Genomic DNA, 13800 nt, shown 5'->3' with positions numbered 1-13800 from the left:
CACCGCGTTGAAACGAGATATCGGCCTGGCGGCCTGCCAAAGCGCAACGGCGGCAGTGAACCAACTCAGTAATTGAACTGGTACTTGAGCCCGATGCTTTCGCCGTTGTCGCTGGCGGCGCCGCCGCCGGTGCCGACTTTGGTGTCGAGTTTCAGGCCTTTGTAGAGGTTGATTTCGACTTTGGCGGTAGACCCCTGCCCGCTCGCTGATTGTTGGGCGCCGACGTAGACGCCTGGGGCGACGTAGCGGCCGGCGTTGATGGTGGGGGCTGCGCTGCCGTTGGCGCCGCCGCCGAGGGAGAGCTCATCGAGGCCGAGCGCTTTGCGGACGCCGCCGAGCGGGCCGCCGCCGCCGCCGCCGCCGATGCCGGCGAGTTGGGCGAGCGAGGCGGCGAGCGAGACGGCCTGGAACGCGGACAGGCTCTGGGTGCCGGTGCCGTAGAGCAGATGGGCCAGCACTTCGTCGGACGGCAGGGTGGGGCTGCTGGAGAGGCCGATTTTCGGGTTGGTCGGGGTGCCGGTGACCGCGAGGGTTGAGGTGGTGCCATCGGCTGCGGTATTGCTGGCTTCGAGGTCGAGCTGGGGCATGAAGCCGCCGCCGTTGAAATCGATGGTGCCTTTGGTGAATTTGAGATTTTTGCCGCCGAGGTTGAAGGAGCCGCGGATGAGGTGAAAGCCGCCCGAGGGGATCGGGTGGGCGGCGGTGCCGGCGAGGTGCAGGGCGCCGCCGAGATTGGCGAAGATGCCGTCGCCGCGGATGAACACCTGGTTTTTCGCGACGATGTTGAGCGCGAGGCCGATGGGCGGCGCGGGTGCGGGCGGCGGTGGCGGTTTGACGCCGGGGCGGATGATGTTGAGCGTGGTGACCGAGGGCGGCAGGCCTTTGGGGATTTGGATGTTGGCGCTGTTGATATCGATGGTGCCGCCGAGGTTCAGGGCGGTTTTGACCGCACCCGAGATCGAGACGGCGCCGCCGAGGGATTCGGTGATGATATCGCTGGCGATCGGGCTCGCGTTGTTGAAGGCGATGCGGATGTTCACCGGCATCGGGGCTTGCAGGCCGATGGTGCCCTGGCCGGTGATGGTGCCTTTGCCGGCCTGGGCGGACAGATGATCGAGCGTGATGGTCTGGCCGGCGGCGGTGACCAGGGCGTCGATTTTGGTGAGATCGAGGCCGGAGGTGACGTTTTCGACGCTGGCGCCGGTGAGGGTGATGCGGCCGCTGGCCTGCGGAGCGGCGGCGGTGCCGCCGATGTGCAGATCGGGCGTGATGATGCCGGTGACACGGGTGCCCTGGGCTTCGGTGATCGGGTCGACCAGGCGCAGATCGGTGCGGCCGGTGACGGCGAGGGCGATGGCGCCGGTGCGGGTCAGCGGGACCGTGCCGTTGATATCGAGGTTGGCGCTGCGGCCGAGGGTGAGATGGGCGGTGCCGCGCGCGGCGGTGCCGCGCGCGGCGGTGCCGCTGAGGGTTTCATGGGCGATGAGGTCGGCGGCGGGGAGCGATGCCGTGGTGCCGTTGAGCAGGCGCATGCCGCGGGCGGTGATGTCGATCGTGCCGCGCGGCGCGCGGGGGGTGCCGGCGAGTTTGGCGTGGGCGTTGATGATGCCGCGCGCATCGAGTTTCGGATCGACCGCGTGGACCAGGGTTGCCGAGACATTGGTGAGGCTGGCGGTGAGCGCCATCGGGCCGGTCATCGAGAGCGGCGCGGTGCCGGCGAGGTCGAGGCGTGCGGCGCCGAGCGTGGCCGCGATGGTGCCGCGCATGGCGTGGCCGAGCAGGGTTTCGTTGGCGGTGAGGTTGGCGGAGGGCAGGCCGGCGCCGGGGCCGGTGGCGACGCCGAGATTGCGGCCGGTGAGTTTGACGGTGCCGGTGGGGGCGGTGAAGCTGCCGGTGATGTGGGCGTTGGCATCGATCATGCCGTGGGCAGCGAGTTTGGGGTCGGCCGCGCGGGCGAGCGCGGCGGGCAGGTTCTGGATGGTGGCGGTGAGATCGAGCGTGGGTTTGATGCTGCCGTTGGCGGTGATGCGGGCGTTGCCGCCGAGACCGCCGAGGCCGAGGGCGAGGTGCTGAATAGCGAGGCCGGGTTTCGCGATGATGGTGGCGGGGCCGAGCAGCCGGGCGGTGACGCCGCGGGCGGCGGCGGTGAGGGTTGCGAGGTGGACGATGCGATCCTTGCCATCGAGCACGCCGGAGAGGGCGAGGTTGGCGGGCTTGCCGGCGAGGTTGCTGAATGCGCCTTTGGCTTTGACGTCGAGCGCCGCTTCGGTACCTTTGGCCGTGAGATCGAGCCCGCCGGCGACCGAGGGGGCGCGCAGGCCGGTGATGGTCGCGCTGGCATCGATCGCGGGGGTGGTTTCGATGTGATCGAGGCTGGCGGCGATGATCGCTTTGGTGACGCCGATCGAGCGTCCCTCGGCGATGTTGGCGGCGGTGAGTTTGATGGTGGCGGGCTGGCCCTGGGCGTGGGCAAAATCGGCATCGATCGAGCCGGCGAGCGCGATGTTCAGGAGTTGGCCGAAATCGGCGAGTTTGGTGATGGCGAGGTGGAGATTGCCGTCCGGCAGCCTGGCACCGGCGGCGCGGGTGATGGTGCCGTGGCCGGTAAGGGATTTCCAGGATAGTTGGTGGAGCGCGACATCGATATCGCCGGCGGCGCTGCGGGCGAAATCGGCATCGATGGCGAGGGGGGCGTTATCGAGCGAGCCGGTGCCGGTGACGCTGCCTTTGGGGGCTTTAGGCAGGTTGGTCATCGCGATGGCGAGGTTGAACGGGCCTGATTTGATCGCCTTGGTGGTGATGACGCCGGCGATTTTGGTGTTGAGTGCGAAATCGGTGCGCGGGCCGTTGAGTTTGAGATGTTCGCTGACGTGGCCTGCGAGTTGCGGGTCGATCAAGGCGATGTCGGGCTGGGTTAGCGTGCCGTGCAGGGCGATGGTTTTCGCATCGATCATGCCGGCGAGTTTGGCGGTGATGGCGGCGGCATCGATGGTGAGGCGGTGGATGGTGGTGGTGCCCTGATCGAGCGTGAGGTCGCCGGCGATGGTGGCGCGTTTGCCGACCAGCGTGGGGATGGGTTTGGCACCGTTGGTGATTTCGACGGCATCGTTCAGATGGATATTGGTTGCCGTACCGGATTTTTTCGCGATCAGGTGCAGGACGTTGCGGCCATTGAGTTGGCGATGGCCGAGTGCGGCGTAGGGCGCGATTTCGGGGATGGTGAGGGTGACATCGCCACCCGGCGCGGTGCGCGAGAGATCGACGGTGCCGGTCGCGTTGGCATGGAGGGCACCGAGGTCAGCGGTGAGGTCGAGTGCTGCGGTATGGCGCGGGCCGTTCAGGCCGAGGGTGACATCGAGCGGGCCGGCGAGGGATTTATTGGCGGCGATGCCGGAGAGTGATTCGATCAGCCCGCCTTGGGGTTCGTGCAGGGCGATTTTGGCGGCGACGGTCTGCGGATCGACCGTGGCGTCGATGTTGTAGTGTCCAGGCTGGTCCAGCGATGTTGCGGCGAGGGCCAGTTGGATATGGGTGAGCGAGGTCGCGACCGCGTGGCCGCCGAGGCGGAGTGCGATGGCGTGGCCGATCACCGGTTTGCCGATGGCGAGACGCTCGATCGCGAGGTGGTCGATGATCGCGGATTTGATCGGGATGCCGCCGGAGGATTTCGATTTCGGCTTGGTCGTGGCGGCCACCGGCAGGCGGGCGAAATCGATGCTCTGCGCGGTCAGATCTTGCACGTCGACGGCACGGTGCAGCAGGGCGAAGGGCGACCAGCGGAGCACAATGTTATCGATCGTGAGGTAGGTGCCTTTGGCATCGGCGATGCTGATGCGGCGGGCGGCGATGTATTTCGGGAAATGGCCGGACAGGCCTGCGATTTTCACGTCGCCGCCGGTGAGGCTGTCGATTTTGTTTGCGGCGAAAGAGCGCCCTGCCCCGGTGTTCAGCGTGATGTCGAGTGCGATGACCGCGACGATCGGCAGCGCGATCAGGATGGCGATGATGACGCCGATGATTTTGAGCGTGCGGCGCATCAGAAGGCCTGACCCAGGCCGATATAGACCGCAACCGAGGCGCCGCCGGGCGGGCGGTTGACCGGCACGCCGACATCGACTCGGATCGGGCCGATGCCGGTGTAATACAGCGCGCCGAGCCCGACGCCGACCCGCAACGTGCCGGTGAACGGCGTGCCGTTGGCCGAGACCTGTCCGGCATCGACGAACGGGGCGATGCCGAAATGCGCGCCGATGCGCTGGCGGAATTCGGTTTCCACCGCATCGATCGCGGTGCCGCCCTGGGGAATGCCATCGAAGAACAGCGGGCCGACGGTCTGGTAGGTGAAGCCGCGCACCGTGCCGGTGCCGCCGGCGTAGAAGCGCTGGTCGGGCGGGATCTGGAACTGGCTGGCACCGAAGATGCGCCCGAGCAGGCCGCGCACCGCGAGCACGCCGCGGCCGGGGGCTTCGAGATTGATGTAGGTATTGCCGGTCAGTTCGGCGATGGTGAAGGCGGATGAACCGGCGCCGAGCGCCACGGTGGGCGTGACGTGGAGCGAGATTTTCACGCCCTTGGTCGGGTTGAGCAGGGAATTGGCGGTGTCGTAGCGCAGCGTCAGCGGGATCTGGCCAAGGCGATAGCTGCGGCTGATGTTTTCCTGATCGACCTTTTCGAAGATGAAGCCGGCGCCGTAGTCGAACGACCAGTATTTCGCGAAATTCCAGGTGACTTCGGCGCTGCCAAGCTCGGCGGTGCGGCTGTAGGCGGGGAGATATTCCTTCAGCGCCTCGATTGTCGCCGTGATCGACTGGGTGCGGTTGATGAAATCGGGGACACGGTAGACCGCTTTGGCATCGTAGCCGGGTTTGATGACGTAGTTGTGCTTGCCGTAGGTGGCGTTCTGGGTCGAGCCGGTGCCGCCGAGGCCGGTGGCGCCGAGCGAGATGGTGAGGTTCTGCGCCTCGCCGAACAGGTCGCGGTCCATCCAGGACAGATCGGCATCGATGCCGAGATCAGTCGAATACGCCGCACCGATCGAGACGGCGTGGAGCTTCTGTTCATGGACCAGAATGGTGACGGGAACTTCACCGGGCGGGTTGGGGCCGGTCGCCGTGTGGGTGGCGACCGAGGAGAATACGCCGAGGCCGAGCAGGCTGTCGCGCGCCTGGTTGAGGATGGTTTCGCTATAGGGCTGGCCGGGGCGCAGCTTGACGTGGCGGGCGATGAACTTGCCGCTCATGTGCTGCATGCCGGTGTAAGTGATCTGGCCGATCGCGACGCGTTCGCCCATGGTGACGGGGTATTTGATCGCCAGCGTGTGGCGCTTGGTGTCGGCGATGGCGATGGGTTCGGCGACCTTGGCGAAGGCGTAGCCGCTGTTGCGGAGTTTGGTTTCGAGCTTGGCCGCAGCACCGATCACCGGGGCGGCCTTGGCGGCATCGCCCGGTTTGAGATCGAGTGCGGCGGTGGCGGCGGGATCGGTCAGGCCGGGGGTTGCGATGCTGCTGATGTGATAGAGCGGGCCTTTGTCGATGGTGACGACGATGGCGGCCGGCGGTGTCGCCGGGGCGCGGCGCAGCAGGCGGGGCAGCGCGGGGTCGGACAGGCTGTGGCCATCGATGGTCAGATGTGCGGCGCCGGAATCATAGCCTTCGCTTTCCAGCACGGTGATGAATTTCGCCTGATCGGATTTCGCCCGGCCGATCAGGGCGAAGGGGCCGATTTTCAGTTTTTTGCGCAGGGTTTCGAGGCTGGAGGTGGCTTTGATCAGACTGTCCAGCGTCTTGTCGCCGCTGGGCTTGAAGGTGACCTGGTAGGGCTGCGGGTCGGCCGCGCGGGCCTGGGGGATGGCGGCGACTGCCAGCAGCGCCGTGCCCAGAATTGATCCGACCAGACCTGATCCGATATGCGCCCCCCGCAGGGGCCGCTTGCGCGACGCTCCACAATTCATCCCCTGCCAGATGGGGCAAAAATGCCGGGCGGACCACGCCGAAACCGGAACGAGGTGCTCACGATGTCGTGATAATCAGGATTTTCCGTGCTTGTTGGCCCCTTTGGCGGGGTCGGCGGTGAAGCCGAGGCTGGCGAAGGCGGCCTTCATATGCGGCGGCAATTCGGCCTCGACGCTGAGCGTGCCGCCGCGCGGATGCGGCAGCACGAGGCGGCGGGCGTGCAGATGGAGCTGGCGCGCGAAGCCTTCGGCAAAGGCGCGGTCCTCGCCGTAGGGGGCATCGCCGAGGATCGGCGTTTTGATCGCGGCGCAATGGGCGCGCAGCTGGTGGGTGCGCCCGGTGAGCGGCTGGAGTTCAAGCCAGGAGAATTTGCGGCCGGCATTGTCGATCGTGCGGTATTCGGTGACGGCTTTGACCGCACCTTCGGCATCGCGGCCGACCGGCTTGGTGCGCGCGCCCTGCGAGCCGCCGATGCGGGCGAGCGGCAGGTCGATCTGGCCTTCCAGCGGCACCGGCAGGCCGACGACGATAGCCCAATAGGTTTTTTCCATGTCGCGCCCGCGAAAGGCGGCGGCGAGCTTGCCGGCGGCGAAGGCGTTGCGGGCGAGGATGAGCACGCCCGACGTGTCGCGATCCAGCCGATGCACCAGCCGCGGGCGGTCTTCCGCGCCGAAGCGCAGCGCATCGAGCATGCCATCGAGATGGCGCGCGATGCCCTTGCCGCCCTGGGTCGCGAGGCCGGCGGGCTTATCGACCACCAGCACGTCTTCGTCGCGGTAGAGCACGCGGGCGAGGAGTTCCTTGGTGTCGTACTGGTCCATCGCGACGATCTGGCGCTGCTTGGGCGCGGCCGCAGGGTCTGGCAGCGGCGGGATGCGCACGGACTGGCCCTCCGCGACATGCACCGAGGCCTCGACCCGCTTGCCATCGACCCTGATCTGCCCGGTGCGGCACAGTTTCTGGATCGCACCCTGGGTCAGATGCGGGTGATGGCGGCGGAGAAACCGGTCGAGCCGCATATCGGCCTGATCGGGTTCGACGGTGATGGTTTGAACACTCATGCGCGCTCATCGCGCAACTTGGCCCAATGGTCCAGCCGGCGCTTGATTTCATGCTCATGGCCGCGGCCCTCGGGGCGATAGAACTGCTCGCGCGGAATGCCATCGGGGAAGTAGTTCTGGCCGGAAAACGCATCCTGCGTATCATGGTCGTAGGCGTAACCGGCGCCGTAGCCGAGGTCCTTCATCAACTTGGTCGGGGCGTTCAAAATATGCGCGGGCGGCGGCAGACTGCCGGTGGCCTGCGCCGCGCGCTTCGCCGCCCCGAACGCCCGATAGCCCGCATTCGATTTCGGCGCGGTCGCCAGATAAAGCACCAGCTGCGCAATCGCGAGATCGCCCTCCGGACTCCCCAGCCGCTCATACGCCTCCCACGCCGCGATCGACTGGCTCAGCGCACCAGGATCGGCAAGCCCGATATCCTCCACCGCAAAACGTGTCAGCCGCCGCGCGATATACCGCGCGTCCTCCCCACCCACCAGCATCCGGGCAAGCCAGTACAGCGCCGCATCCGGGTCCGACCCGCGCATCGATTTATGCAGAGCGGAGATCAGATTGTAATGCTCCTCGCGGTCGCGATCGTACAAAGCAGCACGGCGGGCGACGAGGTTGGTGAGTTCGGCCTCGTCGAGCGGCATGGTAGCGCGCGCGGCGAACACCTGTTCGGCCATGTTGAGGATGGCGCGGCCATCGCCATCGGCCATCGCGCGCAGGCTGGATCGGGCGGCTTGCGTGAGCGGCAAAACCGTGCCGGCGGCCGCCTCGGCGCGGGCGAGCAGCAGTTCGAGCGCATCATCATCGAGGCGCTTGAGCACCAGTACCTGGCAGCGCGAGAGCAGCGCGCCATTGAGCTCGAACGACGGGTTTTCGGTGGTCGCACCGATCAAAGTGATGGTGCCGTCTTCGACCACCGGCAGAAACCCGTCCTGCTGCGCACGATTGAACCGGTGGATTTCATCGACGAATAGCAGCGTCCGGTCGCCGGTGCGGCGCCGGCGGGCGGCATCTTCGAACACCCGCTTGAGGTCGGCGACACCGGAAAACACCGCCGAGATCTGCACGAAAATCAGCCCCGCACGATCGGCCAGAAGACGCGCGATGGTGGTTTTGCCGACGCCAGGCGGCCCCCACAGGATGAGCGAGGCGAGCGAGCCGCGTTCGAGCATGCGCGTCAGGCTGCCCTGCGGGCCGACCAGATGATCCTGCCCGACCACCGCCGAGAGATCGTGCGGGCGGAGGGATTCGGCCATCGGTGCGGGACCGCCGCGGCCAGGTTGGGGCGGGGCTGCGCCGAACAGATCGTCGGTGGGTTGGGGATGACGGGGCATCGGACGGTTATAGGCTAAATGCGGGGGGATGGCACTTCCCGCGCGCCGGGAGAGGAAGGTCAGTGAGGAAGACTTCTTTTTTGTAAAAAAGAAGCAAAAAACTTTTGGTTGTTTGAGGTTAGGGGCGCGGGGTCGTGCGGACGCTGAGGATCCAATAGGTTACGCCGAATATCAAGCCGGCGATCAGATAACTGACACCTTGATAACGCAATGCCAGACGGACGCTCGGTAAGGCAGAGCTACCGATGACTTCGAACGGCGTTATTGAAAACAACAGGTTCAGTGGAAACGACAACAGCAATGCGATCATCGCATAAGGCAACAGGCCTTCCACGCGTAACCGACGACATATTTTGACAGCGATAATCCAGGGAATGATCAGGACGATCATCGCGGACAGGAAGCCGCCCGCAAGCCATTGGATAAACGCGAAGGCAATCGTATCGCCGAGTGAGTGATAGAACACGCTGGTTTTATCGGTCGTTTCGTTGAGGCGATAATACACGGTCGTGCACGCAATATAGACGAGAGAGGCAACCGCCATGGCGCACAGATAGCCGAACCATGGCCGAAAAGGCTTCCGCGGGGCAACGGCGGTTTGCGTGCCAGTCATTGAATTTCACATTCCTAAACGTTTTGGACGGAGTCGTCGTTGAACCTCGGGTTAAACACGGGTGGCTGCATTCAATTCAATGCAGGGTTCGCGAGGCGGCCCATGAACAGGATCAGACCGCTGTTGTTGTCGCGAATCAAATAGATGAACGGATGATCTGCGACAAAAGGGATCGGGTTCGGCGGCGGCGGTCCATCTGAAATACCGGCCTCACCGACAGAAACCGTGGCTGTCGCGGCGGCTGCCTCGGTGCCGGTTTCGTCGATTTTGATGAACGCCTTGTGGATCATGTCACCGATATAGAGGCGGGGCCTGGTTTGGGGGGCAATGCCGGCGAGGTCGGCCTGAGACGGGTTGAATACCCGGGTCATGCCCATCGACGCGAGGGGCGATTGGAGGAACGTGGTGCTTGATGTCTTGAATTTCGGCAAGGTGAGAAAGACCCGCGTATTCACGCTGTGGTTCAGCCAATCATTCAAGCGCGCGGTGGTCAAACGGGCCTGCACTGCCCGCAGGCCGTACGGATCGTCGGGCAGAATGATGATCATCGACGCGCCGCCTTTGTAGGGCAACGAGAGAATTTTGACGCCATGACGGATGGCCAGTGGAAATGTCTCGATCTGGTTCATCATATCGACGGTGACGTGCTTGGTCGGCGAGACGCGGAACGGGGGCTTTTGGTATGTTGCCTCATAGTCGAACGGTTGCTCCCATCGCGCCTTGAAGTAGATCGCATTTGTCAGGATCAGCGGCGTTTTGGGACGGATGTCGCCCGGCTGGATCAGGCCTTCGATTTTATTATTGGTGCGCTGCGCAACCCATTGGTCGATACGGTTCGCCGCAATCGCCGGGTTGGTAAAATCGATCGGCTTGAGGCTGCCGGCGAAATCGGTCTTGATTGTCGAAATGAACGCTCGGTTGAAGTGGAAATTTGCCGAACCCCAGAGGGCATTGGCTGCTTGCAGATTGAAGCCGGCGGCTGGGTGTGAAAGATCGTGCGTCTCGCGCAGGACCGCGTTCAGATAACGCGCCTTCAGAGCGTTCGGTGATCCAATCGTGCCGAGCAGGTCAAGATGGAGCAGTTTGGCGATTTGGGCTGCGGCTTGGCCCTTCGCGCCCGCGAATACCATGCCGATCGAGGTTGAGATGCTGTAGGGCGAGACGAACAGATTGCCCGCCTGCTGGCGAAGGCTTTGGAAGAGAGCGAGGGCAAACTGGTTCTGCGCCTGCACGAGTCGGTGGGGCGGGCTTGCGACCTTCCCGGATGCGGCAGGGATCAGGAGAGGGGCGATAACGACAAATATGCAAAGTGTTTTCACCGAAATCCGTTTCCTGTCGCAGACTTCCTGGGCGGTCGGTTTTTTACATGAAGGTGCGCTGAAAGCCATACTCAACGCCGGTGTCACCGCTGGTAAAGCACCTTCAGCGCCACAAACCAGTCGTAGCGCGGGTCGACGATGGTGCCATCGCGGTGTTGCAGCGTGTTGCGGGTGGTGGTGGGGACGTGGGTGAGCGCGACTTTGTCATCGACATTGCCGCCGATCACCGACAGCATGCCTGGGGTCTGGTTGACGACGATGGCGCAATGGGCGGGGAAGAAGCCGTGGCTGGGCAGGGCAGCGTAGGTGATGGTGCTGGCGCGGTCGCGGCCGGCGCAGATCAGATCGCCGGGGACCGGGGCGTAGGTGGTGGGGTTTTCCGCCAGCAGCAGCGGGTTCGCAATCGTGCCGCGGGCAGCGTTCCAGGCGTAGTCGATGTATTTGGCGTGGTTAGGTGAGTAAGGAAAATCCGGCCCGGCGCCGGCGATGCGCATGATGTAGGAGATGAAGGCGGCGGACCAGGCGAAGCGCCCGTTGATGGCGGGGGAGAATTTTTTGCCGGTGGCGTCGTGTTTGCCGGTCCAGCGGTCGTAGAAATGGCCGGCGTTCATGCCGAGCCACCAGTAGAGGCCGACCTGCTGCCAATCCCCCGGGTCGCGTTCCTGCATCGCCTGCGCATCGGCCGGGTGGTAGGCCGATGGTGGGGTATCGACCACAGGACTGCCCCAGTAACGCCACTGACCCAACGCGATAGCGATGGCGGCGGCGCGCGAAAACATCTCGTATCGCTTGTTAGCAAACGCCGGCGCATGCGCATCCGGCTGCACCGCGCACCCGGACAGCGCCGACAGCACAGCGCCAACGAACAAAAGTTTTTTGGTTCTTTTTTTCAAAAAAGAACTGCTTACGCTGCCTCCTGCGTCCGATACTCCGGAAACATCGCCGCAAGTGAAGCCGCATCGGCGGTGCAGATACCGCGTTCGGTGATCAGGCCGGAGACCAGCCGTGCGGGCGTGACGTCGAACGCGGGGTTGGCGGCGGGGCTGTCTTTCGGGACGATGCGGATGGTGGCGATGCTGCCATCGAGGGCGCGGCCGGTCATGGTGGTAACTTCGGTGGCGGCGCGTTCCTCGATCGGGATGTCGGTCAGGCCATCGGCGATGGTCCAATCGATCGTGGAGGACGGCAGGGCGACGTAGAAGGGGATGCCGTTGTCGCGCGCCGCGAGGGCTTTGAGATAGGTGCCGATCTTGTTGCAGACGTCGCCCGCGTTGGTGACGCGATCGGTACCGACGATGACCATGTCGATCTCGCCGCGCTGCATCAGGTGGCCGCCGGCGTTATCGACGATGACGGTGTGTTTGACACCGTGCTTGCCGAGTTCCCAGGCGGTGAGCGAGGCGCCCTGGTTGCGGGGGCGGGTTTCATCGACATAGACGTGAACATCGATGCCGGCATCGTGCGCCATGTAGATCGGCGCGAGTGCCGTGCCCCAATCGACCGTGGCGATCCAGCCGGCGTTGCAATGGGTGAGGATGTTGACGCGCTTGCCTGCGGTGGCGCGGGATTTGATCAGCGCCAGGCCATGTTTGCCGATGGCGCGGTTGGTGGCGACGTCTTCATCGCAGATGGCGGCGGCTTCGGCATAGGCGGTTTCGGCGCGTTCGGGCTTCGGGTGATCCTGCAACACGCCCTGCATGCGCTGGAGCGCCCAGCGCAGATTGATCGCGGTGGGGCGGGTTGCGGCGAGGGTGGTGATGGCGTGTTGCAAGGCGTGGTCGGACGGATCGGCGCGCATTGCGATGGCCACGCCGTAGGCGGCGGTGGCGCCGATCAGCGGGGCGCCGCGCACCAGCATGGCGCTGATGGCGTGGGCGACTTCATCGAGTGTGGCAAGGCGCGGCATTTCGAGCGCCCAGGGCAGTTTGGTCTGGTCGATGATGCGGAGCGACCAATGGTCGGTCTCGTCGAGCCAGAGGGAGCGAAAGGCGGTGCCGTCGATTTTCATATTGAAGATCCGCGCTGGAGGTTGCGCGCCTGCATACCACGAATGTGGATTTTCTACATCCGCCGGTGCAGCGCGCAGACCAGGGTGAAGATGCGGCGCGCGGTATCGAAATCGAGCAGGACTTTGCCGTCGAGCCGGGCCATGACGAGTTCGGCACCTTCGTTGTGCAGGCCGCGGCGGCCCATGTCGATCGCCTGGATGCGGGCTTCGCGGCCTTCGGCGACGGCGGCGGCGTAGCTGTCGAGCAGCATCTGGTAGTCGCGGATCATCGAGCGGAACGGTCCCGGTGCGAGCACGAGGGTTTGCAATGTCTCGTCGGTTTCGGTGCGGATGTCGAACACGAGGCGGCCATCCTGCACCGAGAGATGCAGGATGGTCTGGCGCTCGGGGTGGGTGGTGAGGGCGAAATTGTTATCGGCGGCGAGATCGGCGATCGCCTGGTTGCGATCGGCCTCCTGCATCGGGGTGAGGCTGCCGGACGGATCGTCAGCGAGGACGACGCGGATCAGCCGGCCGGCGCTGGGTTCAGCCATGGGCGATTGCGGCCGGTTTCACTGACGGTGGCAGGGGGCGCAGCATGTTGATTTTCAGCATGATGGCGAGCAGCGCACCTTTGATCGGGCGCAACATGGCAAGCAGCAGCACGATGGTGAGCGGGACGAAAATCAGCATCGAGGTGATCCAGCTCATGCCGCCATCGTAATCGGCGAGGACCATGGTGATGATGATGAAATGCAGCGCGATCAGCAGGGTGATGTAGGGCGGCGCATCATCGCATGGCACGCGGCCCAGGGGTGCGTCGCAATGCGGGCAGACGGGTTGCACGGTGAGGTAGCCGGCGAAGGCCGAGGCTTCGCCGCAGGCGGGGCAACGCATGGCGAGGCCGCGCCTGAGTGCGGTGGCCCAGCCCGGCATGGCGACGACCGGTGGTGTCGCCGCGCGTTGGGGTCGCCATTCATTGGGCATCGGGTCGGACACGGGCTGGATTCTTTCACGAAAAACGATGAGCTCGCCTGCCATGTTCCGCCCGATCGGGTTGCGTTGCAAGTGCGAAGGTGACTGCATACGGCGCATGCCTGAAACGCGATGGGAAACTGTGCCCTACAAATGTTAAGATTTCAAAAAGCTTAGGGCTGGCAATGCCATTTCCAAATTGATCGTGCATCGGCGCGCTGGTGTAGCGCGTTCGGGGCATTGGATCTCGATTGTCGTTTGCGCCACGCTTACAAAAAAATCATGCGAATGATCTGTAAATCTGCCGCTTTTTGTTGACATCGCATCTGTAGACAGTGAATAGCGATTCTTAGCGTGCGTCGCGCGATTCGCGTCGCAACCTGGTCGAGCACAGATTGGTCTGATCGAGTATCGCACGCAGAAAGGAAGGACGGTCGATGACCGCGGATGACGCAATGCCGGACCATGACTGCGTGCCTATCCGGTTAAGTCAGACACCCACTACATGTGGGGTGGACCCATGCTCCCGAATAAAGCTGGGCATAGGTTGGCGCCTCGGCGCCGCCCGC

10 protein-coding genes are annotated in these 13800 nt (G+C 64.5%); all 10 read right to left on the bottom strand.

The window, feature by feature from the left end:
- Positions 1-65: 65 nt before the first annotated feature.
- Complete coding sequence (locus B7X49_RS03975; protein WP_286703511.1) at positions 66-4037, bottom strand: translocation/assembly module TamB domain-containing protein; 3972 nt, start codon at positions 4035-4037, stop codon at positions 66-68.
- On the bottom strand, positions 4037-5950 hold the full coding sequence (locus B7X49_RS03970; RefSeq protein ID WP_286703510.1) for an autotransporter assembly complex family protein: 1914 nt from the start codon (positions 5948-5950) through the stop codon (positions 4037-4039). Before B7X49_RS03970 ends, B7X49_RS03975 begins: the two co-directional genes overlap by 1 nt.
- Positions 5951-6025: 75 nt before the next feature.
- Complete coding sequence (locus B7X49_RS03965; RefSeq protein ID WP_029311174.1) at positions 6026-7012, bottom strand: RluA family pseudouridine synthase; 987 nt, start codon at positions 7010-7012, stop codon at positions 6026-6028.
- Positions 7009-8337 carry a replication-associated recombination protein A gene (locus tag B7X49_RS03960; protein ID WP_286703509.1) on the bottom strand — a complete coding sequence of 443 codons (1329 nt, stop codon included), beginning with the start codon at positions 8335-8337 and terminating at the stop codon, positions 7009-7011. Before B7X49_RS03960 ends, B7X49_RS03965 begins: the two co-directional genes overlap by 4 nt.
- 118 nt (positions 8338-8455) lie before the next feature.
- Positions 8456-8950 carry a hypothetical protein gene (locus B7X49_RS03955; protein ID WP_286703508.1) on the bottom strand — a complete coding sequence of 165 codons (495 nt, stop codon included), beginning with the start codon at positions 8948-8950 and terminating at the stop codon, positions 8456-8458.
- 71 nt (positions 8951-9021) lie between these two features.
- Positions 9022-10182: a serpin family protein gene (locus B7X49_RS03950; protein WP_286703507.1), complete on the bottom strand. Its 1161-nt coding sequence runs from the start codon at positions 10180-10182 to the stop codon at positions 9022-9024.
- A gap of 170 nt (positions 10183-10352) precedes the next feature.
- Entirely contained in the window at positions 10353-11048 is a 696-nt protein-coding gene (locus tag B7X49_RS03945; RefSeq protein ID WP_286703506.1) for a DUF2272 domain-containing protein, read from the bottom strand.
- 125 nt (positions 11049-11173) lie between these two features.
- Complete coding sequence (gene mtnA / locus B7X49_RS03940; protein ID WP_286703505.1) at positions 11174-12277, bottom strand: S-methyl-5-thioribose-1-phosphate isomerase; 1104 nt, start codon at positions 12275-12277, stop codon at positions 11174-11176.
- Positions 12278-12330: 53 nt separating this feature from the next.
- On the bottom strand, positions 12331-12810 hold the full coding sequence (locus tag B7X49_RS03935; protein ID WP_029311170.1) for a UPF0262 family protein: 480 nt from the start codon (positions 12808-12810) through the stop codon (positions 12331-12333).
- Entirely contained in the window at positions 12803-13243 is a 441-nt protein-coding gene (locus B7X49_RS03930; protein ID WP_286838348.1) for a DUF983 domain-containing protein, read from the bottom strand. Before B7X49_RS03930 ends, B7X49_RS03935 begins: the two co-directional genes overlap by 8 nt.
- Between the last annotated feature and the right edge of the window lie 557 nt (positions 13244-13800).

This window comes from Acidiphilium sp. 34-64-41, from assembly GCF_002282635.1.
In the GTDB taxonomy this organism is placed as follows: domain Bacteria; phylum Pseudomonadota; class Alphaproteobacteria; order Acetobacterales; family Acetobacteraceae; genus Acidiphilium; species Acidiphilium rubrum.
This window is presented reverse-complemented; position numbering and strand designations above follow the sequence as displayed.